This window comes from Flavobacterium sp. Sr18 (assembly GCF_011064265.1).
GTDB classification, from domain to species: domain Bacteria; phylum Bacteroidota; class Bacteroidia; order Flavobacteriales; family Flavobacteriaceae; genus Flavobacterium; species Flavobacterium petrolei.
Genome location: NZ_CP049329.1, coordinates 1,540,479 through 1,564,049, shown reverse-complemented (window position 1 = coordinate 1,564,049; position 23,571 = coordinate 1,540,479). Strand labels below are relative to the sequence as shown.

Annotated in this window: 17 protein-coding genes and 2 tRNA genes; 8 read left to right on the top strand and 11 right to left on the bottom strand. The window is 34.9% G+C overall.

Going from position 1 to position 23,571, the window contains the following annotated elements; genetic code table 11:
• Nucleotides 1-31 precede the first annotated feature (31 nt).
• Nucleotides 32-697 (bottom strand): response regulator, encoded by a 666-nt coding sequence (locus G7A72_RS06960; protein ID WP_165151942.1) that lies wholly within the window; start codon nt 695-697, stop codon nt 32-34.
• Nucleotides 698-950: 253 nt separating this feature from the next.
• Nucleotides 951-2,474, bottom strand: coding sequence for a GH3 auxin-responsive promoter family protein (locus G7A72_RS06955; protein WP_165151941.1), 1,524 nt, complete (start codon nt 2,472-2,474; stop codon nt 951-953).
• A gap of 94 nt (nt 2,475-2,568) precedes the next feature.
• Here G7A72_RS06955 and G7A72_RS06950 point away from each other — a divergent pair, with 94 nt between their 5' ends.
• Nucleotides 2,569-3,363, top strand: a complete 795-nt coding sequence (locus tag G7A72_RS06950; protein WP_113665091.1) for a DUF2797 domain-containing protein — start codon at nt 2,569-2,571, stop codon at nt 3,361-3,363.
• Between the two features lie 186 nt (nt 3,364-3,549).
• Here G7A72_RS06950 and G7A72_RS06945 read toward each other — a convergent pair whose 3' ends face one another.
• Entirely contained in the window at nt 3,550-6,162 is a 2,613-nt protein-coding gene (locus tag G7A72_RS06945) for an AsmA-like C-terminal region-containing protein (protein ID WP_165151940.1), read from the bottom strand.
• Between the two features lie 185 nt (nt 6,163-6,347).
• The gene (gene sppA, locus G7A72_RS06940; RefSeq protein ID WP_165151939.1) at nt 6,348-8,108 is read right to left on the bottom strand and encodes a signal peptide peptidase SppA; all 1,761 of its coding nucleotides are present in this window, start codon (nt 8,106-8,108) and stop codon (nt 6,348-6,350) included.
• A 138-nt stretch (nt 8,109-8,246) separates the two neighbouring features.
• On the opposite strand from sppA, the gene folK reads away from it, so the two are divergent.
• Nucleotides 8,247-9,383 (top strand): 2-amino-4-hydroxy-6-hydroxymethyldihydropteridine diphosphokinase, encoded by a 1,137-nt coding sequence (folK, locus tag G7A72_RS06935; protein WP_165151938.1) that lies wholly within the window; start codon nt 8,247-8,249, stop codon nt 9,381-9,383.
• Nucleotides 9,384-9,400: 17 nt separating this feature from the next.
• On the opposite strand, the gene G7A72_RS06930 is transcribed toward folK, so the two are convergent.
• The 3 genes from G7A72_RS06930 to G7A72_RS06920 form a co-directional block, all read right to left on the bottom strand.
• The gene (locus G7A72_RS06930) at nt 9,401-11,512 is read right to left on the bottom strand and encodes a T9SS type B sorting domain-containing protein (RefSeq protein WP_241258590.1); all 2,112 of its coding nucleotides are present in this window, start codon (nt 11,510-11,512) and stop codon (nt 9,401-9,403) included.
• Between the two features lie 93 nt (nt 11,513-11,605).
• Nucleotides 11,606-12,142 (bottom strand): RNA methyltransferase, encoded by a 537-nt coding sequence (locus tag G7A72_RS06925; RefSeq protein ID WP_113665096.1) that lies wholly within the window; start codon nt 12,140-12,142, stop codon nt 11,606-11,608.
• 69 nt (nt 12,143-12,211) lie between these two features.
• Nucleotides 12,212-12,661, bottom strand: coding sequence for a DUF1573 domain-containing protein (locus G7A72_RS06920; protein WP_165151936.1), 450 nt, complete (start codon nt 12,659-12,661; stop codon nt 12,212-12,214).
• Nucleotides 12,662-12,822: 161 nt separating this feature from the next.
• Between G7A72_RS06920 and mutS the strand changes: the two genes are divergently transcribed.
• From mutS to G7A72_RS06900, 4 genes are all read left to right on the top strand, one after another.
• A complete protein-coding gene (mutS, locus tag G7A72_RS06915; protein ID WP_165151935.1) occupies nt 12,823-15,429 on the top strand; it encodes a DNA mismatch repair protein MutS in 2,607 nt (868 codons plus the stop codon).
• A 148-nt stretch (nt 15,430-15,577) separates the two neighbouring features.
• Nucleotides 15,578-15,653, top strand: a tRNA-Gly gene (locus G7A72_RS06910).
• Between the two features lie 12 nt (nt 15,654-15,665).
• A tRNA-Leu gene (locus G7A72_RS06905) sits at nt 15,666-15,751 on the top strand.
• Nucleotides 15,752-15,888: 137 nt separating this feature from the next.
• Nucleotides 15,889-16,236, top strand: coding sequence for a DUF1508 domain-containing protein (locus tag G7A72_RS06900; RefSeq protein WP_165151934.1), 348 nt, complete (start codon nt 15,889-15,891; stop codon nt 16,234-16,236).
• Nucleotides 16,237-16,404: 168 nt separating this feature from the next.
• Here G7A72_RS06900 and G7A72_RS06895 read toward each other — a convergent pair whose 3' ends face one another.
• The 4 genes from G7A72_RS06895 to G7A72_RS06880 all read right to left on the bottom strand — a co-directional run bounded on the left by G7A72_RS06895 (nt 16,405) and on the right by G7A72_RS06880 (nt 21,092).
• Complete coding sequence (locus G7A72_RS06895; RefSeq protein ID WP_113665099.1) at nt 16,405-16,629, bottom strand: hypothetical protein; 225 nt, start codon at nt 16,627-16,629, stop codon at nt 16,405-16,407.
• 193 nt (nt 16,630-16,822) lie between these two features.
• The gene (locus tag G7A72_RS06890) at nt 16,823-18,997 is read right to left on the bottom strand and encodes a S46 family peptidase (RefSeq protein ID WP_165151933.1); all 2,175 of its coding nucleotides are present in this window, start codon (nt 18,995-18,997) and stop codon (nt 16,823-16,825) included.
• Nucleotides 18,998-19,417: 420 nt separating this feature from the next.
• On the bottom strand, nt 19,418-19,864 hold the full coding sequence (locus G7A72_RS06885) for a GNAT family N-acetyltransferase (RefSeq protein ID WP_165151932.1): 447 nt from the start codon (nt 19,862-19,864) through the stop codon (nt 19,418-19,420).
• The gene (locus G7A72_RS06880; protein WP_165151931.1) at nt 19,857-21,092 is read right to left on the bottom strand and encodes a 3-deoxy-D-manno-octulosonic acid transferase; all 1,236 of its coding nucleotides are present in this window, start codon (nt 21,090-21,092) and stop codon (nt 19,857-19,859) included. The genes G7A72_RS06885 and G7A72_RS06880 overlap by 8 nt, the downstream gene beginning before the upstream one ends.
• Nucleotides 21,093-21,319: 227 nt before the next feature.
• Between G7A72_RS06880 and G7A72_RS06875 the strand changes: the two genes are divergently transcribed.
• Together G7A72_RS06875 and galE are read left to right on the top strand one after the other, a co-directional pair.
• Nucleotides 21,320-22,450, top strand: coding sequence for a DegT/DnrJ/EryC1/StrS aminotransferase family protein (locus G7A72_RS06875; RefSeq protein WP_165151930.1), 1,131 nt, complete (start codon nt 21,320-21,322; stop codon nt 22,448-22,450).
• Between the two features lie 83 nt (nt 22,451-22,533).
• Nucleotides 22,534-23,547, top strand: coding sequence for a UDP-glucose 4-epimerase GalE (galE, locus tag G7A72_RS06870; protein ID WP_165151929.1), 1,014 nt, complete (start codon nt 22,534-22,536; stop codon nt 23,545-23,547).
• Nucleotides 23,548-23,571 lie beyond the last annotated feature (24 nt).

The following is a 23,571-nucleotide window of genomic DNA, read 5'->3' as shown; positions in this document are numbered from 1 at the left end:
TATGTTAAAAAAATACGGTTTTATGTGCGATTTAAATTAGTTTCATTTTTTTTGCCTGTTCGATAATTTCTTTATCGGAGCCCTTGTCTTTTAATATTTTAGTTTTAATTGAAGCTTTCCTTTTCTCTATGGTGCTTAGCGAAAGATTTAGGTGTTTCGGCATGTCTTTGGTTTTTATTTTTTTGGAAATTAACTCCAAAATTTGAAAATCAATTGCATCAATATTTAATTTTTTGATAATGGTCTGAATAAGAACTTTACTTATGGTGGCACTATAAAATTTTTGCCCTTGCATTATCGACAGGTATGCTGTTAATAAGGAGTGTGCATTAATATCATTTTTTAAAATAAACCCCTCTGGGTTAATTTTTTTAATAACATTATGGACTAACAAAGTTTCACTGTGCATTGTCAATAAAATGATTTTGCAGTCAGGGAAATACTGACGAATTAGTGTTCCTAGGTCAACACCGTTTTGAATGTTTTTAATTTCATAAGGAGGTAAACTAATATCTAAAAAAGCAAGGTCAATTGTTTTTTGCGATAAAAAGCTTTTTGTTATTTTTACATAGGCTTCTTCGCAGGAAAAGGCTGTAGTAAAATCAATAAATGTATCATTATGATTAGTAAGGATATTCATATACCCATCAATAGTAATAGGATGGTCGTCAACTAATAGTACGTTTGTTCTTATCATTAAATTGTGCTATTTGAGAAAAAGGCTAATTTAACTTAAAAGATAATACTTACAAATATTTTTAGAGTTTTAACTTTATTATTTTTAGTAATTACTTAATAAATTGCTAAGAATTGTAGCGTTATGTAAGTATCAATGTTATATTTTTAGGTATTTAAAAATTATCTCACTGCGATAATGCATTTCTTAAATTGAACAATGACTTAGAGTCACGATTGTTAAAATGTTGAAATAGGATTTTTAAAAATGACTTCTATATCGTTTGAAACTGCATGCTTTTCAGTTGTTCCAAGTAATCTCTTTGGTTGGATAATCTTGGTATTTTATGTTGTCCACCCAGTTTATCTCGGTCTTTTAACCAATCGTAAAACAAATTTTTCCGAGCTACATTGATTACTAACGGATTTAATGTCATGTTGTTGTAGCGTTTCGCTTCGTAATCCGAGTTCAAGGATTGTATGGATTCATCTAATGCTTTCTGGAATTGAGATACATCCGCTGGAGGGTTTTTAAATTCAATCATCCATTCATGAGCACCTTTTTCTTTGCCCTCCATAAATATTGGAGCAACGGTGTAATCAACCACTTCGGTTTGGGTTAGTTTACACGCTTTGGCTATAGCCTGATCGGTATTTTCGACCATCAATTCTTCCCCAAAAACATTAATGTGATGCTTGGTTCTTCCCGTAACCCGAATTCGGTACGGATTCAATGACGTGAAACGAACGGTGTCGCCTATCAAATAGCGCCATAAACCAGAATTCGTTGTGATTACCAAAGCATAATTTTTGAACAATTCTACATCTGCCAATCGAATCACTTTTTGATCCGGTGTCCCTAAAGTATCCATTGGAATGAACTCATAAAAAATTCCGTAGTCCAGCATCAATAATAAATCACTGGAATTATTTAGATCCTGAATGGCAAAAAAGCCTTCAGAAGCATTGTATATTTCGTAATATTTAAACTCTTTTTTAGGGAGTATTTTTTTGTATTGTTCTCGGTACGGTTCAAAATTTACGCCTCCGTGAAAGTACACTTCCAAATTTGGCCAAAGTTCTAATAGATTTCCTTTTCCGGTTTCTTCCAGCATTTTATTCATTAAAACTAACATCCAGGAAGGAACTCCGGCGAAACTGGTTACATTTTCGTTTTTTGTTTCGTTTATAATCGCAGCAATTTTTGTTTCCCATTCGCTCATCAAGGAAATTTTGTTGCTTGGTGTGCTGCTGAACTCCGCCCAAATAGGCATGTTTTCAATTAATATTGCGGATAAATCGCCAAAGAACGTATTGTTGTCCTCATAGATTTGGGAACTTCCGCCAAGACGCAGACTTTTTCCCAGAAACAGTTCGGAATCCTCGTTGTTATTCAAATACAAACACAATAAATCCTTACTTCCTTTGTAATGGCAATCCTCTAAGGCTTCATTGCTTACCGGAATAAATTTACTTTTTGCATTGGTAGTTCCGCTTGATTTGGCAAACCATTTTATAGGTGTTTCCCAAAAAACATTTTGTTCGCCTTTACGGGTTCTTTCTATTAGCGGCTGTAATTCTTCATACGTCGAAATGGGAACTCGCTCTGCAAAATTCGCATAGGATTTTATTGTAGCAAATTCGTATTGCTTGCCTAAAACAGTATTTTTAGAAGAATGAATTAAATTCATAAGCAATTCTTCCTGAACTTCATTGGGATATTTCAAGAATAGTTCGATCTGATGAATTCTTTGTTTGAGAACCCAAGAAGCAAACGAATTGATTATGGTTAGAGGCATTTTTAAATTATGAATTATGAATTGTGAGTTATAACTTTACCAAAAATAACAAAATTTGTTTAACTGTTGCGTTAAACCCGAAACTTTAATCACAATGACATACGAAGGCGTACTTACAAAAATGCAAACCGAATTTGGAAACCCAATTCAATATTATTTGGTTTTTGAGAATGGATTTTTAAATGTGAATCAATTACTGAATAAAGAGATTGAGATCAATTTTGTGGGATACCAATGTTTGAATTGTGGAAAAAAGAAAAAAATATTCCGTCAGGGATTTTGTTATGATTGTTTTTATTCCAGTGCTGCTGTTGGCGATTGGATTATGAAACCGGAGCTGAGTACCGCTCATCTTGGAATTCAGGATCGTGATTTGGCGTATGAAGAAAAAGTACAATTACAACCGCATATTGTGTATCTGGCTTTGTCCAGCGAAGTGAAAGTAGGAGTGACCAGAAAAACGCAAATGCCAACCCGATGGATTGATCAGGGCGCAACACAAGCGATTTCGATTGTGGAAGTTCCGAATCGTTATTTAGCAGGAATTACGGAGGTGGCGCTGAAGAATCATTATGCCGATAAAACAAATTGGAGAAAAATGCTAACGAATAATGTCGAACAAATTGACTTAATCGCCGAGCGTTTAAAAGTAGAAAATTTGATTCCATCGGAAGTTCAGGAATACTTTTATTCGCAAAAGAATGATTTATACGAGATGCATTATCCCGTTTTACAGTATCCAAGTAAAGTAAACAGTTTGAGTTTAGATAAAACACCTCACTTTCAAGGAAAATTGACCGGAATAAAAGGGCAATATTTACTTTTTGAGAATGAAACAGTTTTTAATATTCGTGGTTCCGAAGGATATGTAGTGACGATTAATGTATAAGAAACATAGGTTTTTTAACCATTAAGAAATTAAGTTCAATTAAGATTTAGAGCTTAATTTTTCTTAATTCCTTAATGGTAAAATCTCAAAAGCAAATAGTTTCGTTGTTTAGATTCAAGTATAAAATTCAATAATAAAGAGGAATCTCACTTGGTGAAATTCCTCTTTTTGTTTCATGAAGCGGTCTTAATTTACTTTTGTAGTATCTACTGCTTTCTTTTTCTTTTTAAATAAACCGTTGAGCAAATCGGCAGCTTTCGCTTTTACTTCCTCCTTAGTTACAGGCGTTGTGGGAGTAGCCGTTTTTGTAGTATCAGTTGGTTTCTTGTTTTTATTGATATAATCCGTCAAAGCTGAAGTTCCTTGTTTTACCAGTCTGTCTTTTTGTTGGTTTACTAATTGAGTAGTCAATTTAGTCACCGCACTATTGATGTCTGTTGTAATTTTTGGATTTGTAAAATTACCTACTAATACAGCATTTACAGGAAAGCTTTCTAATTTCGCAGCATCGGCAGCAGATAATTTTGCTATTAATGCATTCGCTTCTGAACCCAGATATTTAGCAGGAACGTCAAATTTTAAATTGTAATTCATACTTTGGTCAAACCCGTGCGTTCCTCCAATAGTTGCTTTGATGTCTTTGTACTTGATGTCAAATGGTTTTACATTTACTTTCCCGTCTTTGAACGTGATTGCCGCTTTCAAATCATTCAAATTGATTTTGCTCACATCAATGAATTTCAAGTTAGCACCTAAAGCGGTCAATAAAGTCGAATTGGTGGAGTTTACAGTCGTAGAAAGCAATTGTCCCAATAGATCTCCAGTTAGCGTTTTCAAGTCAGGAGTAAATTCTGTTGCATCAAGATTTCCGTTCAATTTGATGCTTGAATTTAATTTTCCGTTGATGATTCCCGCAATTGGTGCTATTTTTTTTAACATGTCTAGTTGGGTGAACGACTGCGCAATATCGACTTGATTTAATTTTAAATCCATATTGAAAACTGGCGTTTTTCCTTTTGTGGAAACAGCTCCATTTACTCCAATTGTTCCTCCAAAAATTGATGTTTTCACATTTTCTAAAGTTACTTTTTCGTCCTTCACGATTAGTTTTCCCGATACATCTTTCAGAGTCAAATTATCATATAAAACCGTAGTTGCTTTTGCGGTAAGCGTACAATTTAAGAAAGCAGGAATCTTCATTGCCTCTGCTTTTTTTGTTGTGGTTTTAGTGGTTTCACCTGTTGTCATAAAATCATCAACAGCCAATTGTTTGGAATTCATGTTGAAGTTTCCTTTCAATTCTTGATTTCTAAATATAAAACCGTAAAAATTCTCTAAAACTCCCGTTACACTAATGTCGCTTTTTCCTGTCGTTGCGTTCAGTTGTTTCAAATTGACTTGGCTTGGATTAAACTGAACTAGAGCAGTGCTAATGTTCATTGTTTTGCCGTTTTCATCCACATAGTTGAAACCAGATAAACTCATGGTTCCCGCGTTATTGATGTTTTGGTACTGACTTTTCTCTACAGATTGCATGTCGAATTTTGTAGTCACATCAGCTTTTAAGATTCCTGATAAGGGCTTGTCCAGTTTTATAGGATACGCTTTAGAAAGATTGGCTAGATTGATAGTTCCTTTTAAAGCGGCATCAACGATTGCATTTTGAGTTATGTTTCTAATGTTGGCTTTGGCATTAAAAACATCTTGGTCAATTTTGAAAGAAAGCTTGTCTAAATTGACGTATGTATCATTTAGAATCCCTGTTTCGTTGATGATTTTAGTGTCAATTACAATGTTTTGAACCGATTTTGGCAAATTAGGATATTTAAAGGAGGCGTTATTAGAAGCGATTTCAATGTTGAATTTTGGCACTGTTGTATCAGAATACAAACCTTTTGCAAAACCCGCCACAGTAAAATCTCCAGTTGTTTTCACGTTGTCCAGGCTTGAAGCATATGCTGCGGGAATGATTCCTAAGAAATTTTTGAAAGACGAAGTTGGCGTTTTAAATTTCAAATCATATTCCTGTCCAGCTTCCACCATTTGAATAAAACCATCAAATTCCAGCGGCAATTGATTGATTAATGCTTTATTTTCTTTGAAAGTGTATTTGCTTTTTTCTAAATCAATTCCTAAAACGGCATCCAGAGTCAAAGCAACATTATTCATATAATTGACTTTGTCCATATCCAGCGATACTTTTGCCGTTGATTTGGTAACCAAATCTAATTTTTGTGCTGCAAAATCTCCGGTTCCTTCGTGGTTTAAACTGTCGATTACCATTTTTATTTTTGAACTTTCGTCAAAATAACGAAACTTGAAATTCTCAATTTTATACTCTTGGATTTTTAAGGATAACGGATTACTTTTTCCATCGGCTGCAGTTTTTTCCTCTTTCAAAGCAATGTCATAATTTCCGATCCCATCTTTGTTGAAAATGATATTGATTAATCCGTTTTTAGAAGTGATTCCATCAATAGCGATTGCTTCGTTTTTGCCTTTAAAAAGTTCTTTGATAGACATTTTTAAATTCAATTCTCCCAGTGAAATCAATGTGTCTCCTTCAAAAGGCGCTTTGTTTATAATGACTAATTTTTCTAATGTTACATTCGCATTTGGAAAATTTTTGAATAAGCTTAAATCCGCTTCTACAAAAGAAACTCTGGCATCTACTTTGGCATTGATAGCCTCAGAAATTTTAGCTTTTATTTGATCTTTAAATAAATAAGGCGCGGCAAATAAAGTTAGGATGAGTAGGATAAAAAGTATTCCAATGATTTTTAAAACTTTCTTTAGCATAATTTGATTGTCTTTAGATTTATAAGTTTAGCAAAAACGGTGCCTTGTATTCTTTTACAAAAATAGTATTTTTAGGACAGTGTGCCTTTTGTGGCGTTTTTATAAACAATAATTTAACTATAATGGATGAAAAAATCCGTTTCAGCAAGTGCGAAAACGGATTTAATAGTGGCTCTTATCTTTTTTTAATGCATATTGATTTCAAAAGGCATTATAGCTTGGATACCTTTTCGTGCTTGCAGTTTTTTTATTTCCTGCATCATAAGATAATTTTCTTCTCCAATTTCTTCTTTTATGAAATCAGCTTTCGATTTTGCAAAAGGAAGATTAGCTAAAAGATCATCAAAATTTTTCTTGTATTCCGGATAATTTTGGGTGCTGTAACTTTTTGTTTTTGCCAAAGAAGCTGCTTTTGCAATTGCATCATCAAGACCTCCAATTTTATCTACAAGTCCAATTTTCAAAGCCTCTGAACCTGTCCAAACTCTTCCTTGAGCGATAGCGTCTACTTGTGCAAATGTCATTTTTCGACCCTGAGCTACATGAGCAACAAATGTTTTGTAGATGTGTTCTACACCTTCTAACGTGACAGCTTTGAATTTTTCATCTATGGGAACAAAAGGGCTATAATTAGCGGAATTTTCATGGGTTTTCACTTGTTCTGTGTAAATCCCTATTTTAGTGGCCAATGGTGTAAAGTTTGGTAATATTCCAAAAACGCCTATAGAACCAGTAATTGTGTTTTCTTCGGCAAAAATGGTGTTGGCATTACAAGCAATATAATAGCCGCCTGAAGCCGCATAATTCCCCATTGAAACCACGATCGGTTTAACTTTCTTTGTCAACTCAATTTCTCTCCAAATTAAATCTGAAGTCAAAGCACTTCCTCCCGGACTATCAATACGAAGTACAATTGCTTTTACATTTTTATTTTTTCGAGCTTCTTGTAACGAACGGCGCATAGAACCTTCACCAATCACATTCACATCACCTTCGCCACCCATAATTTCTCCTTGCGCATAAATAATGGCGATTTCGTCTTTACTGTCAAAAGTTTGTGAAGTTGTAGCTACTTTTTGAGCATAATCTACAACAGATACTTTATTGTAATCTTCGTCATTAGCCACTTTAAGTGCTTTTTTTATCGCGTTATGATACACATCTTCATAGGCAATAATGTCAACTAATTTTTGGGATTTTGCCATTTCAGGAGTTCGAGCAAGAAGTCCGTTAGCTATTTCATTCAATTTTGCCACAGATATATTTCGGCTTTTTGCAATGTCAGCAGTAATTGAATTCCAAACAGAATTTAATAATGCGGTAGTTTGCTCTCTGTTTGCATCACTCATTTTATTTTCTAAAAATGGTTCTACAGCACTTTTGTATTTTCCATGACGGATGACTTCCATTTTTAATCCTGATTTTTCCTGAAAATCTTTAAAGAACATAATTTCAGAAGATAATCCTTTGAAATCCATATCTCCAACCGGATTGATATAAATTGGGCTGGCAACAGAATTTAGATAATATTCTTTTTGTGAATACGAATTGGCATAAGCCATAACGAATTTGCCAGATTTTTTAAAGCTCTCCAAAGCATCTCTCAATGCTTTACTTTGTGCCATTCCCAGTGAGGAGTCGTTGTTTAGAATAGAGATTCCTTTGATGTCATTATCTGATTTTGCCTCTTCGATAGCATTTATAATGTCTGATAAACCTACTTTTTTGTTTTCTGAAAAAATAGTCATCCAAGGATCTTTATATTTTCCGGCATAATCATTTCTTATGTCTTCCAAGTTCAATTCGATTACCGAATTATTTTTCACCACAACACCTTCAGATTCACCACCAAAAATGGCTCCAATGAGGATAATTCCAAAAAAGAACAACATGAAAAAAACAAAAATACCTATAATGGTAGCCAATACATTTCCTAAAAATTTCATAATTATATTTTTTTAATAAGTCGCATAAAACATAGAAGTGTTACAAACAATGGTTTAGAATTTCTATATTTAAATAGCAACAGAGGATACAAATATATTGCTTATTCTAAAATTCTTTTAGTTAATTTGCACCTAATTATGAAATCACAACATCAGGTCATTTTATCGCTAGGAAGCAACCAGGGCAATCGTTTAGAAAATATTGAACATTGCTTGGAATTGATACATCAGGAAATTGGTACGGTTCTCAAAGTTTCCAAATTATACGAAACTCCAGCTTGGGGTTTTGAAAGTGATGCTTTTTATAATTGTGCTTTGGTTTTGCATACTTTTTCCTCTGCTCATAAAATTTTGGCTCAGGTTTTAAAAATCGAAAAGCGTTTGGGTCGCTTGCGTAATAAAACTCAGGAATATCAATCGCGTACCATTGATATTGACTTAATTGCATTCGACTCAGAAATTATTGCGACGGAAAAACTCCAAATTCCACATCCTTTGATGCAAAATAGGAATTTTGTTTTGTTGCCCATTCAGGATTTAAAATTAGATTGGAAACATCCCATTCTTCAAAAAAACATTTCGGAATTATTGACTATGTCACCGGATGAAAGTGTTTGTACAGTAGTTCAGAATTTGGTAAATCCTTTGCAGAGTATTCCGTTAGAGCAATTTAATTACGTTGCTTTTGAAGGGAATATTGGGGCGGGAAAAACAACGTTGGCTACAAAAATTTCGGAGGATTTCAATGCGAAAACAGTTTTAGAACGTTTTGCCGATAATCCATTTTTGCCTAAATTTTATAAAGATCAAAACCGTTACGCGTTTCCGCTTGAAATGTCATTTCTTGCGGATAGATACCAACAATTATCGGATGATTTAGCGCAATTTGATTTGTTTAAAGATTTTCTGGTTGCCGATTATCATATTTTTAAATCCTTGATTTTTGCAAAAATAACTTTGGCGGAAGACGAATATCGTTTGTACAGAAATCTTTTTGATATCATTTACAGAGAAATGCCAAAACCGGATTTATATATTTATTTGTATCAAAATTCAGAAAGGCTTTTGCAAAATATAAAAAAGCGTGGCAGAAGCTATGAACAAAAAATTCCAGCTGAATATTTGGATAAAATTAATAGTGGTTATCTTGATTATATCAAATCTCAAACTGATTTGAATGTGTTGATTATTGATGTTTCGGATCGGGATTTTGTAAAAAATCAAGAAGATTATCTGTATATTTTAGGTGAAATTCAACAAAAAATATCAAGATAATTCAGTAATTCAAATTCTTATCTTTTTAATGAAAAGTGTCCTCTTTTTTCAGGACTGTTTGTGTCAATTTTTAATATGTACCAATAATCGGTTGCGGGAAGTAAATATTTATTGAACGTTCCGTCCCACGATGGTTTAGCTGCATTTAATTTCGTGATGAATTTACCATAACGATCAAAGATGCTCACTTCAGCTTTAGGATAATTGACTAATCCTTTTATTTCCCATGCGTCATTAAATGAGTCGTTGTTTGGGGTGAAAAATTTCGGAGCAATCAATACTATAAAAACGTCACTGTCAATTCCGCATGAATTTATTTCTCTTGCATAAGCGGTTTGTAAGCCACTCGCTACATTGAAAAATATATTAGAACTTTGATAGTTAATCCCGTCAACAGAATATTCGAAGTAATCTTTTGGGGTTTTTAAATAAATTACAATAGTGGTTTCATTAACATCAATCCGGTCGATTTCTGGGGTGTCATGTTCAATTACAGTGATTTTTTTGGTACTGCTGCAATTGGCGCTATTTGTTACGGTTACGTTATAAATGCCTGGCGTGGTAACCTGAATTGTTTTCGTGGTTTCGCCGGTTGACCATGAATACGTCATAGCAGGGATTGCTGCATCAAGGATTAAACTACCTGATTTACAAAGAATTAGTTCTTCGTCTGTAACTATCGGAAGATCGTAAATTATGATATCAACAGGAATCCGATTTCCGTTTGTACAACCGTTATTCACTGCTTCGGCATAATAAGTTGTATTTTGTGTACTGTTGGGAACAGTCAGACTTGTTCCAGTTCCTATGACAGCGGTGTTAGTTAAGCTCGAATACCAATTAACTGTTCCATTGGTGGTAGTTGCTTGAACTGTAACAGAGCCTGCTCCACATCTTGAAACTGGATTGTTGGTTGATGTTATGTTAGGAATAGTGTTTATTGTTGCCGTGATGGCTGTTCTGTTATTGGAACATCCTGCTTCTAAATAATAGGTTGTTGTTGTATTTAAAAATGGGGTAGTGTATGTATTACCCGTGTGTAATAAATTCCCAAAGCTTGCCGCATCATACCAATTAATCGTTCCGCCGGATGCTATTGCTTGCAATGTCACAGTTCCTGATCCGCAATTTGAAGCTGGTGTAGTAGCTGTAATTTGAGGAATTATTATCGTGGTACTGGCTGAAATTTCAAGAATTGGATCGCCAGGCATTCCACCGTATTCTACAATATATCCCTTTGATTGGTAATCTCCGCTTGCATCACCATTTAATTGTAAATCGTTCCACGATCCAGGAGTTCCTGGAACATCAAGCGCTTTAACGTGTACATAATGCTCATTTCCATTACTATTATTTGGTTCGCCATTATTCCAAAAAGCAAATTGGTTTGGTGGCGCTGAGCCATTGATTCCGCCATTCCAAAAAACAGTTCCGTTTTCTGGACCTGTCATCCATTTCCAAATGCCTTCCGTTCCCACATCACTTCCGCCAATCCAACCATTTCCTAAAGCTTGCTCTCCGGCTATTTTTGCTTCGTCAGCGGCGGTGATTGTCGCTAAATATCCTTGAATTCCAAAATAATTTTTCTGCTCTGCGGCTGCTTTTGCGGCTGTCCAGCTAATGCCTATGTTGGGGAAATATTCATAATAATGACCGTTTCTAGGTAAATAATTGGCTGCTCCAAGGGTAATAGAAAAAGTCCTACTACCAGAAGGAATTGTAGAGGAATTGCTAAAAACAACATCTTTGATCGCATCTACTAAGTCTGCATAAAGTACTTTTGCTGGTGGAGTAGTACTGGATAATTTTAGTTTTCCCTCAAGAGGACTCCATTCAGTCACAATATTTGGATGGAGTGCGGGATTGGATAATTGGATTACATCCTGGCCGTTTACATATCCTGTAGAAATTTGGATATAAATTGCGTCAGTCCCAATGTCACTGGCATCAGAGCCAGTTATGGTTACATCGGTCACTATTTTTAATGGAGTTCCCGTACAGTAAATTTGAGTTCCTGTTGCTGTAATTCTGGGGGCAATAGCTGTAATAGTTGATTTTATTACTTTTTTAGAAATCACAGCGCTGTCTTTTTTTAGAGTACAAATGGGACTGGCTGAATAGTTAGCCATTGGTGCAAATAATAAAAAAGCTATTGTTATTTTTAAGAAAGTATAAATCCTCATATGATACGATATTGCTGTTCCTATTTTTTTTAAAAATTTCTATTTTGGCCAGTTCATTTTTTGAAATAAATCCCAGACCACAATTCCGGCACTTACGGAAATATTCAAAGAATGTTTGGTGCCTAATTGTGGAATTTCGATGGAGCCATCGCACAACGCAACTGCTTCTTGCGAAACGCCATAGACTTCGTTTCCAAAAACCAAAGCATATTTTTCTCCTTTTTTAACCTTAAAGTTTTGCAGAAAAATAGCGCTTTCCACTTGTTCTATGGCAAGTGTCATTACTTTTTCTTTTTTTAATTTTTCGATAACTTCAAGAACATTCTCTTTATGTTCCCAAGCAACAGTTTCAGTGGCTCCAAGTGCGGTTTTGTGAATTTCCTTGTTGGGAGGTGTAGCTGTAATGCCACATAAATATATTTTTTCAATTAGAAATGCATCGGCAGTTCTAAAAACAGAGCCAATATTGTGTAGGCTACGAATGTCATCCAATACTAAAATAAGGGGTGTTTTTTCAGATTGTTTAAATGCCTCAATGGATTTTCGTTCCAGTTCGCTATTTTCAAGCTTTCTCATATTTTGTAAATTTACCAAAAAAAAAGCTTCCGAAGTTAATGGAAGCTTTTTTATGCATTGTGTTAAAATTTAGCTTTTTGCAGCATCAGCAGCTAAAACATTTCCTTTTATTGTAAGTGTTTTACTTGGTACAACTGCATTAGTCGTTAAAGTAACTGTTTTTGTAAATGCTTGACCCGCTCTTGAAGTATCATATTTTACTCCAATAACACCTTTTGCACCTGGAGCAATTGGTTCTTTTGGATACGTTGGTACAGTACAACCACAAGAACCTTGTGCATTAGTAATGATCAATGGTTTGTTACCGTTATTAGTGAAAACAAATTCACGACGACCGTCAGAGTTGTAAGCTACAGTGCCATAATCAATGGTTTCAGTTACGAAAACCATTCCTGCTCCATTTACTTTTGCAGTTGCAACTTTAGTAGTTGTTGCTTTTAATTTTCTTGATGTTTCTTGTGCGTTAGAAGTAGTAACTCCTAAAACAACTAGCATACCTAAAGCAATTATTTTTTTCATGTGATTCTAATTTTAAAATATATACAAATCTATATAAAAATTAGAATTTACGCCTTAATTTTTTCTTAAAAAAATAGTTTAATTTTTTGAAGAGACCGCATTTTTGTTTAAAAATCTATAAATTCGCCTAAATATTTTTTAATTTCTCAAACATAAAACCATTGGCATCTAAAGATAAAGTAGTTAAGGAAACACCATTAATGAAACAATACAACGAGATAAAAAGGAAATATCCTGATGCGTGTTTGTTGTTTCGTGTGGGCGATTTTTATGAGACATTTGGTGAAGATGCTGTGCGTGCTTCTAAAATTTTAGGAATCGTGTTAACCAAGCGTGGAGCGGGATCTGAAACAGAAACGGCGCTTGCCGGTTTTCCGCATCATTCTTTGAATACGTATTTGCCAAAATTAGTAAAAGCTGGACTTCGTGTAGCCATTTGTGATCAGCTTGAAGATCCTAAAATGACTAAAACCATCGTAAAACGTGGCGTAACTGAACTTGTAACTCCTGGGGTTTCAATGAATGATGAGGTGTTGCAGTCCAAAACAAATAATTTTTTGGCTTCAATTTATTTCACCAATAAATCGATAGGAATTTCCTTTCTGGATGTTTCTACCGGAGAGTTTTTGACTGCGCAAGGGAATGCTGAATATATTGACAAACTGTTGCAGAATTTTAATCCAAGTGAAGTTCTGATTCCAAAAAACAATAAAAATGATTTTCGGGAAATTTTCGGTGACGACTATCATAGTTTTTATCTTGAAGATTGGATTTATAAAGAAGATTATGCATTTGAAACCTTAACCAAGCATTTTCAAACGGTTTCCCTAAAAGGATTTGGAATCGAAGAATTGAAAGAAGGAATTATTGCTTCGGGAGCCATTTTGTATTATTTATCCGAGACGCAGCACAATCGAGTGCAACATATAACTGCGATTCAACGTATTGCCGAAGACGCCTACGTTTGGATGGATCGATTCACGATTCGTAATCTGGAATTGTACCACAGTTACAATCCAAACGCAGTGACGTTACTGGATGTTATCGATAAAACGCTTTCGCCAATGGGTGGTCGTTTACTGAAACGATGGTTAGCATTACCGCTAAAAGACAGTCATAAAATTCAAGGGCGGCACCAAGTGGTTTCTTATTTAAAAGAAAACCAAAGTGTTCTGAAAAACATTCAAAATCAAATCAAGCAGATTTCCGATTTGGAACGTTTGATTTCTAAAATTGCAGCTGGAAAAGTATCGCCTCGCGAAGTAGTTTATCTGAAAGAATCGTTGGATGCTATTATTCCAATAAAAACTCTGGCGTTAGAAAGTCCTCAAGAAGCAGTAAAAGTAATTGGTGACAGTTTGCACAGTTGCGAATTGCTGCGGGAGAAAATAAAAACGGTTTTAAATCAAGATGCGCCTGTTGCTATTGCCAAAGGAAATGCTATTGCCAAAGGAATTAATGTTGAATTAGATGAGTTACGGGCAATATCAACTTCAGGAAAGGAATTCTTGGAAGGAATTGAAAAACGGGAATCACAATTGACGGGAATTTCTTCATTGAAAATTTCTTTTAATAACGTTTTTGGATATTACATCGAAGTCAGAAATATGCACAAAGATAAAGTTCCTGCGGAATGGATTCGAAAGCAAACTTTGGTTAATGCAGAGCGTTACATAACAGAGGAATTAAAAGAATACGAAACTAAAATACTTGGTGCCGAAGAAAAAATCCACAAAATAGAAGTAGAATTATTTGAACAATTGGTGAGCTGGATCGCTACGTATATAAAACCGGTTCAAATGAATGCTAATCTTGTGGCGCAATTGGATTGTTTGTGTTCTTTCACACAATTAGCTATCGAAAATAAATATGTGTGCCCGGAGCTAGACGAAACATACGAATTGGAAATCAAAAACGGAAGACATCCTGTTATCGAAAAGCAATTGCCGGTTGGGATGCCTTATATTGCTAATGATGTTTTCTTGGATAGAGAGACGCAGCAGCTGATTATGATTACGGGTCCGAATATGTCCGGAAAATCAGCTATTTTGCGTCAAACGGCGCTGATTGTGCTGTTGTGCCAAATGGGAAGTTTCGTGCCTGCGGATAGCGTGAGAATGGGAATTGTAGATAAAATATTTACTAGAGTAGGAGCGAGTGATAATATTTCGATGGGCGAATCTACTTTCATGGTCGAAATGAACGAAACGGCCTCTATCTTGAATAATATTTCCGATAGGAGCTTAGTTCTTTTAGACGAAATTGGAAGAGGAACGAGCACTTATGACGGGATTTCGATCGCTTGGGCAATTGCAGAATTCTTACACGAACATCCTTCGAAACCGAAGACATTGTTCGCTACACATTACCATGAACTGAATGAAATGAGTGAATCATTGCCTAGAATTCAGAATTATAATGTGGCTGTCAAAGAATTAAAGGATACTGTACTTTTTATTCGGAAATTGGTAAAAGGAGGAAGCGCGCATAGTTTTGGAATACACGTAGCAAAAATGGCAGGAATGCCTCAAATAGTAATTCTGAAAGCGCAAAAGCTTTTAAAGAAATTAGAAAAAAATCATTCCAGTGATGCGCTGAACGGAATTAAAGCTGCAAAAGATGAAATGCAAATGAGTTTCTTTAATCTCGATGATCCTTTGTTGGAGGAAATCAAAGAAGAGATCTTAAATCTGGACATCAATACCATTACGCCTATGGAAGCGCTGATGAAACTCAATGAAATTAAAAGAATGTTGACAAGAAAATAATTTTATTTTTTTTTAATCTTTAGGTTATCAGAAGATTAACTTTTGCACATGATTTTTTTATCTAAAAGGCTTGTGTAATTCAATAAATGTCTTAAATTTGCATCCGCAATACAGATCAAGTATTGCGGTTCTTTTAAGAATTGATAATGCGAAAATAGCTCAGTTGGTAGAGCGCGACCTTGCCAAGGTCGAGGTCGCGGGTTCGAGCCCCGTTTTTCGCTCCAACACCACATAATGCTCGGATGGTGAAATTGGTAGACACGCTGGACTTAAAATCCAGTGAACAGCAATGTTCGTGCGGGTTCAAGTCCCGCTCTGAGTACTAAAAAAGCTTCAAACTATGTTTGGAGCTTTTTTTATTTATAGGAATTTGTAACTCAAAACAAAATGATTTTGCAGTAATGAATTCGAAGTTCGATGTTTAGTATCTGAAATCCGCAATCAAAAATCTAAAATTTCATGGGAGCTTTTGTAATTAGTAAAAGATATAACGACGAATATAAATTTGTATTTACTTCCAGAAAAGGGAAAGTTGTTTTTACGAGTCTGAGTTATGAACTCAAGTTTGAGTGTGAAGAAGATATCGAAAGGTTTAAAACGAATATTCAGTCAGCAAATTTTTTGAAATTTAAATCTTCCAGTGGGAAGTTTTATTTCAAATTAATGCTTGGGGATAATCATTTTGCAACAAGCAGAAAGTACACTACTTCCCTGCGTTTGCAGAAGGGAATTGACGAAATTGTACGATATGGTTCTGTGTCTGAAATATTAGATTTCTCAGCAAATGATTTTGTTTTCATCGATTGAGTTTTTTTTAATTGAATTGACAAAAAGAAGAGCGTCTTGGTAATTGCCAAGACGCTCTTCTTTTTTTTTGCTTTTGTAAAGCTGTTTCTTTTTTAAGAAACTGTTACAAATTAAAAAAGCCATCTCGCAGAGCGGATGGCTTTAAAATTTTTAGAATTTGAGTTCTAATTATTTTTTTGCAGCTTCAGTAGCAACTTCAGCAGCATCAGTAGCAACAGCAGCAGCAGAATCAACAACTACAGCAGCAGAGTCAACAACAGCAGCAGCAGAATCAACTACCATAGCAGCAGAATCAACAGTAGTTGCAGCGTCCTCAGCAGGAGCGTCAGCTTTTTTACATGATACAACAGTTAATACAGCAACAGCAGCTAAACTTAAAAATACTTTTTTCATCTTAATTTAATATAAAAGGTTAATTATTAATTCGTGGCAAAGATATAAATTTTTTAATATGTAAAATATTTTTTTATTTTTTTTTTATAAAATATTATTTTTTGCCAACGTTGGAACAAGTTACAATTATTGTGCCAGTTTAAGCAATTGATTAAGAAATGTTTAATAACATTTGATTAGTCTTGTTTTTCGGCTATTTTTGTTTTAATTTTTTATTTTTTAGTGGTTTGTTTTTCTTTGGATGCACTAGTTTTAATTCACTGATTAAGTTTTTTGCACCTGCATATTTATCCATAATGAACAACACGTAACGGATATCCACCATGATATTTCTGCAAATACTTGGATCGTAATAAATATCACTCATAGTTCCTTCCCAAACCCTGTCAAAATTCAGTCCTATTAAGTTTCCGTTAGCGTCAATTGCGGGGCTTCCTGAATTACCTCCTGTAGTGTGATTTGTACCAATAAAACATACGGGCATTTTCCCATTTTCGCCGTAAGGACCGTAATCCTTTGTTTTGTATAAATCGATTAATTTAGCAGGAACATCAAATTCATAGTCTCCCGGAATATATTTTTCCATCACGCCGTCCAAATACGTTACTGGAGTGTATACAGTGGCATCTTTAGGCTCATAACCTTTTACTTTTCCATAGGTTACACGCAAGGTGCTGTTAGCATCCGGAAAAATGCGGCTTTCCGTATTCAATTCTAATTGCGCTTTCATGTACGTGCGTTGCAACGCAGTAATCGTTAAGTTCAGTTCGTCGTATTTTGGCGCAACTTCTTTAGAATATTTGTCGGCTAATTCTTTTACAAGCAAGAAACCCGGATCATTATTTAAATTTGCCAAAACAGTACGGGCATCACCCGATAACAATTGTTTCAAACCGGCGTAATTTTTCAGTTGAGATTTAGAATAAACTTCCGAAGCCAGATTTTTAGCGTTCACATTCATCAATCCTTTTGGTAAAAATTGTTTTGGGGATTTTGTCGCATACAATTCTATTAACTGCTCAAAAACTTTTTCATCGACAGTTGCATTGAAATTCTTGTAAAAATCAGCCAGCCCTGATATTAAATTATTTTTTCGGTCATTGAAAGACTGTTCTCCTTTACTTTTGTAAACTTCTTCCAATTGGTATAATTTATATCCCGTACTAAGTAATTCAGTATTGCGCAGTACTACTTCTGTAAAATAGTCTCTTGCTACCGCATAAGGAGCAATTTCCGTGTAGTTTTTGTCAAAGTCAGCCAAAAGTGTTCCGTATTCTTTTTCTTTGCCTGCTTTTACTATTTTTTGCTGGAATTCTTTTTCAGATTCTTTTTTTACGGCAACTGCATTTGATTTTTTTAATCCTTGTGTTTCGCCAATCCATTTTTTCCAATAATTGGCAATGCTTGCATATTTTGAAGCGTATTGAATTTTGATGGGATTGTCTTTTCGCATAAAACCATCGGCAACTTTCAAGGCTTTGTCTCTGATTTCGATTTTTGCTGGATTCAGTTCGTTTACAATTTGCTCAATCGCAACAGAAGGTAAATATTCGTTTGTTTTTCCTGGGTAACCAAAAACCAATGTAAAATCATCTTCGGCTACGCCATCTAATGAAATAGGTAAGAAATGTTTAGGCGTGTAAGGGACGTTGTCTTTTGAATAGGTAGCCGGGCGATTGTTTTTGTCAGCATAGATTCTAAATAATGAAAAATCTCCGGTATGACGTGGCCAAACCCAGTTATCAGTATCAGAACCAAATTTCCCGATAGAGGAAGGCGGAGCGCCAACTAAACGCACATCTGTAAAGGTTTCCGTTACAAAAAGGATGTATTGATTGCCTTCGAAAAAAGTACGGATTTTATTTTCCTGCCAATTTTCCTTTGGCAACGATTTCGACAATGCCGTAATGTTCTCTTGAATTTTCTTTTGCTTGGCAGCTTCGCTGGTAAGGGTTGCAGTACCTTCTAGAACAGGTGTTGTTACATCTTCAATTTTTACCATAAAAGTTACTGTCAAACCTTCGTTTGGTAATTCATCTTCCATTTTGTAGGCCCAAAAACCATCCGTCAGGTAATCATGATCAACGGTAGAATGCGATTGAATTTGTGAAAATCCACAATGATGATTGGTCAGAATTAGCCCTTTTGGCGAAATAACTTCTGACGTACAACCTCCGTTAAAATGTGGCACCGCATCTTTCATACTCGACTGATTCACATCATAAATGTCTTGCACGGACATTTTCATGCCCAGATTTTTCATTTCGGTTTCATTCATTCCTTTCAGCAGCGAAGGAATCCACATACCGCCTTGCTGGGCTTGCGTCTGAATGACAAATAGTAATAAGAATAATTTTAAAAATTTCATTAGTATATAATTTAGTTTGATAAAAGTGTGATACAAATTGATGGTTTACTTTAAATTGTAAGCTGGTAAGAAAGTGTACTAATGGTGTTTGCCTTTCCAAGTGCCCCCGTATCTGTACTGAGGTAATGGTTTAGAGTTTTCACAACAGGGTTGACAAACAAACATCCAATTTTTTCCTGAAGTAATTTGAATCCGAAACATAGTATCCGCCGTCGCAGTACAAATTTTACATATTTTAGTCTTCATAATACCATTGTTGCTTGCGGTTTTATATTTGGATAAAGCGCTATAAATACGCACAAAAAATTAAAACGTTTCCTTTTTACAGTCTATAATTACTTGTTTTGAGAATGTATATAAAAAACGACTCAGGTTAAGAATAATTTAAAAATCTACCGCTTGAATGCTCAATTAGCAATATTATTTAGTTTTAAGACGCATTAATTTTCGATTATGCATTTCGAAACCGCTGGCAATATACAAATTTTGAGCTTTTTTGTTATGTGGTTCTACTTCCAGATAGATCAGTTTTAACGATAATTTATGACTTTCTTCTTTTGTAAATTCAATGGCTTTTGAGCCAATCCCTTTTCCGCGTGCTTTTTCGGTGATGTACAATTCGTCTAAAAAAGCAATTTTTCCTTGGTATTCAAAACTAAAAACAAAGGTTAGAATTAGATATCCTACAATTTCGTTGTCGGATACAATCAGCCATGCTTTGCCTAGATTTTGATTAGAAATAAATTCTTCAAACAAAGCTTTGGAAACGTCACTTTTGATGGGATAATTATCGATACCATAAAATTCCTCCATCAGGGAGACGATGGTTTCGATATCAGCAGTAGTAATATGTTTGAACTCAATCATTCAGAATATTTTTTAAAATGATGGCAGTGGCGCCTTTATTCATTTGTACAAAAGTGCTGCACATGTGTCCTTTTTCATTTCGGATGTCATCATTGCGTATTAGGTTTTCAAGAGCTTCGTTTAATTCTTTTTGATTGCTGACCGCAAGACAAGCTTCCATATTGACTAGCGCAATTGCTTCTGCAAAATGCGAATAGTTAGGGCCAATAAGGATTGGAACACCAAAAGTAGCGGGTTCTAAAACATTATGCACTCCGGGATTCCCGAAACCGCCGCCCACATAAGCAATATCTGCATAACTGTAAATCTTTGTCAAAATTCCAATGGTGTCAATAATGAAAACATCGAAATCAGCCAATTGCTTTCCTTCTTTTTCAGAAAATAAAACAGTTTTTTTAGTGATACTGTTTTTTAATTGTTGAATTTGTTCTTCCTTGATATTATGTGGTGCAATTATAAACTTGACATTGAAAGTATTCGAATTAATAAAATTCACTACTAAATCTTCGTCTTTTGGCCACGAACTTCCCACAACAATAGTGAGTGTGTTGTTTTTGAATTGAGAAATAAAATCCAGCGAATTATCTTTTTCTAAAATTGTGGCCACTCGGTCAAAACGGGTGTCACCAGAAACGGCAACATTGCTTTTCCCTAACTGCTGCAGTAGTTTTTTTGAAATTTCATTTTGAACAAAAAAGTAGGTAAATGCAGCCAGAGCGTCTCTATAAAAACCACCGTACCATTTAAAAAACAGTTGGTTTTTTCTTAAAATTCCAGAAATCAGGTAGGTTTTAGTATTTGATTTTTTGAGTTCGAATAAATAATTGGGCCAGTATTCATATTTGATAAAAAACACTAAATCCGGATGAACGAGTTGTAGAAATTGTTGTGCATTTTTCTTGGTATCCAAAGGTAAATACACCGTAACATCAGCAACAGTATTGTTTTTACGAACTTCATAACCCGAAGGAGAAAAAAAAGTAATCACGATTTTGTGCAATGGGAATTGCTCTTTTATCTTTTCAATAACGGGTAAACCTTGCTCGTATTCGCCCAAAGAAGCGGCATGAAACCAAATGGTTTTGTCAGTAGGTTTTATTTTTTGTTCCAAAACAGGGAAAACTTCTTTCCTGCCATCCACAAAAAGTTTCATTTTTGGACTGAAAAGCGCAGTGATTTTTAATAAAAAACCAGCAAAATGAACGATTAAGTTATAAAGAAAAAGCATGATTAAAATTTTGGGGCTAAAATACGTTTTCTTTATTTTAATTTCTTCTGCAGTAATATTTAAATTTTGGTTACAGGTACTTCCTTTTTATTTCATTGGAATATTATCTTTTTTACTGTTGGTTGCATTGGTTTCAACTCATAAATAACTATTTTTGTTCTTCGTTTTAAGAAAGTATTTGCTGTGTTTAGAAACGGCAATTTTTCGAACATTAAACAAAAATTGCAATGAAAAAAATCCAAATGGTTGACTTAAAAAGTCAATATGAAAAAATAAAAGATACCGTTAACATTTCTATTCAGGAAGTTTTAGACACTAATACCTATATTAATGGACCTCAAGTTCATCAATTTCAAAAATCATTAGAGAAATATCTGGACGTAAAACACGTAATTCCTTGTGCAAATGGAACCGATGCGCTACAAATTGCGATGATGGGACTGGATTTGAAACCAGGAGATGAGGTAATCACTGCTGATTTTACTTTTGCTGCGACAGTGGAAGTCATTGCTTTATTACAATTGACTCCCGTTTTAGTAGATGTGGATTTGTTCAACATGAATATTTCTATTGAAAGAATCAAAAAAGCGATTACGTCAAAAACAAAAGCAATTGTACCGGTACATTTGTTTGGTCGTGCCGCCAATATGGAAGCAATTATGGCTATTGCCAAAGAATATAACTTATACGTTATCGAAGATAATGCGCAAGCGATTGGTGCCAACTGTAAATTTTCGGATGGGACTAAAAAGAAAGCAGGAACGATTGGTCACGTAGGAGCAACTTCGTTTTTCCCTTCTAAAAATCTTGGATGTTATGGAGATGGTGGAGCGATTTTTACGAATGATGATGCTTTGGCGCACAAACTTCGCGGAATTGTAAATCACGGAATGTATGAGCGATACCATCATGATGTTGTAGGTGTAAATTCTAGATTAGACAGTATTCAGGCAGCGGTTTTGAACGCTAAGTTGCCTTTATTAGATGATTATGGAAGAGCCAGACAAGACGCAGCCAGGAAATATTCTGCTGCTTTTGAAGGGCATAAAAATATCGTTGCGCCAAGTATTTGTGATATTTGCGACTGTCACGTTTTTCATCAATATACATTACGAATTATTGGTGCTGACAGGAATGGTTTAATGCAGCATTTATTAGATAAAGGAATACCTTGTGCTATTTATTACCCAATTCCGTTGCATTCGCAAAAAGCATACGCTGATTCTCGTTACAAAGAAGAAGATTTTCCAGTAACCAATCAATTGGTGACGGAAGTACTTTCATTGCCAATGCACACCGAATTAGATGACGAGCAAATTAAGTTTATAACAGATTCTGTTTTAGAATATTTAGGATAATTTTAGTAGAGACGCGATTTATCGCGTCTTTTTTTATAAACGAGAAGACGCAATAAGTTGCGTTTTTATAGAAAAAAGAAATCATGAAAATATTAGTCACAGGTGGGTTGGGTTTCATAGGATCTCATACCGTAGTAGAATTACAAAACGAAGGTTATGAAGTTATCGTTGTCGATAATTTATCAAATACTTCCTTGAGTGTTTTGGACGGAATTCAGAATATTACGGGTAAAGTTCCGGCTTTCGAAAAATTAGATTTGCGAGAAAAAGAAAAAGTGCAGGATTTTTTCAAAAGGCATCATGATATTTCAGGTGTTATTCATTTTGCAGCTTCGAAAGCAGTGGGCGAAAGTGTAGAAAACCCATTGTTATACTATGAAAATAATATCAATGCCTTGGTTTATGTTTTACAAGAATTACAGCAAAAACCGGAAGCAAATTTCATTTTTAGCTCGTCATGTACTGTTTATGGTCAGGCGGAAACCATGCCGATAACTGAAAATGCTTCGATTCAAACAGCGATGTCTCCTTATGGGAATACGAAACAAATAGGAGAAGAAATTATCACTGATACAGCCAAAGTTACTAATATCAACGCGATTTTATTGCGTTATTTTAATCCAATTGGGGCGCATCCTTCTACTGAAATTGGAGAATTACCTATTGGTGTTCCTCAGAATTTAGTGCCGTTTATTACACAAACCGGTTTTGGATTGCGTAAAGAGCTTTCGGTTTATGGAGATGATTATCCAACTCCAGATGGAACAGCAGTTCGCGATTATATTCACGTTGTAGATTTGGCGAAAGCCCATGTTATCGCTTTGCAACGCTTGCTGAACAAAAAAAATACGGAAAAAGTAGAAACCTTTAATTTGGGAACCGGAACCGGAAGCTCCGTTTTAGAAGTAATACATACTTTCGAAAAAGTAAGCGGTAAAAAATTGCCTTATAAAATTGTAGGCCGTAGAGAAGGAGATATAACTTCAGCGTATGCCAATACCGATAAAGCCAATGCTGTTTTAGGATGGAAAGCACAATCGACGCTTGAAGAAGCGATGGCAAGCGCTTGGAAATGGGAACAGAAAATCAGGAAATAAAAAGTAGGCTGTCATTGACAGCCT

Coding starts and splice junctions, on each gene's coding strand:
- G7A72_RS06960 (WP_165151942.1), bottom strand. CDS start 697: ATGATAAGAACAAACGTACTATTAGTTGACGACCATCCTATTACTATT.
- G7A72_RS06955 (WP_165151941.1), bottom strand. CDS start 2,474: ATGCCTCTAACCATAATCAATTCGTTTGCTTCTTGGGTTCTCAAACAA.
- G7A72_RS06950 (WP_113665091.1), top strand. CDS start 2,569: ATGACATACGAAGGCGTACTTACAAAAATGCAAACCGAATTTGGAAAC.
- G7A72_RS06945 (WP_165151940.1), bottom strand. CDS start 6,162: ATGCTAAAGAAAGTTTTAAAAATCATTGGAATACTTTTTATCCTACTC.
- sppA (WP_165151939.1), bottom strand. CDS start 8,108: ATGAAATTTTTAGGAAATGTATTGGCTACCATTATAGGTATTTTTGTT.
- folK (WP_165151938.1), top strand. CDS start 8,247: ATGAAATCACAACATCAGGTCATTTTATCGCTAGGAAGCAACCAGGGC.
- G7A72_RS06930 (WP_241258590.1), bottom strand. CDS start 11,512: ATGGCTAACTATTCAGCCAGTCCCATTTGTACTCTAAAAAAAGACAGC.
- G7A72_RS06925 (WP_113665096.1), bottom strand. CDS start 12,142: ATGAGAAAGCTTGAAAATAGCGAACTGGAACGAAAATCCATTGAGGCA.
- G7A72_RS06920 (WP_165151936.1), bottom strand. CDS start 12,661: ATGAAAAAAATAATTGCTTTAGGTATGCTAGTTGTTTTAGGAGTTACT.
- G7A72_RS06900 (WP_165151934.1), top strand. CDS start 15,889: ATGGGAGCTTTTGTAATTAGTAAAAGATATAACGACGAATATAAATTT.
- G7A72_RS06895 (WP_113665099.1), bottom strand. CDS start 16,629: ATGAAAAAAGTATTTTTAAGTTTAGCTGCTGTTGCTGTATTAACTGTT.
- G7A72_RS06890 (WP_165151933.1), bottom strand. CDS start 18,997: ATGAAATTTTTAAAATTATTCTTATTACTATTTGTCATTCAGACGCAA.
- G7A72_RS06885 (WP_165151932.1), bottom strand. CDS start 19,864: ATGATTGAGTTCAAACATATTACTACTGCTGATATCGAAACCATCGTC.
- G7A72_RS06880 (WP_165151931.1), bottom strand. CDS start 21,092: ATGCTTTTTCTTTATAACTTAATCGTTCATTTTGCTGGTTTTTTATTA.
- G7A72_RS06875 (WP_165151930.1), top strand. CDS start 21,320: ATGAAAAAAATCCAAATGGTTGACTTAAAAAGTCAATATGAAAAAATA.
- galE (WP_165151929.1), top strand. CDS start 22,534: ATGAAAATATTAGTCACAGGTGGGTTGGGTTTCATAGGATCTCATACC.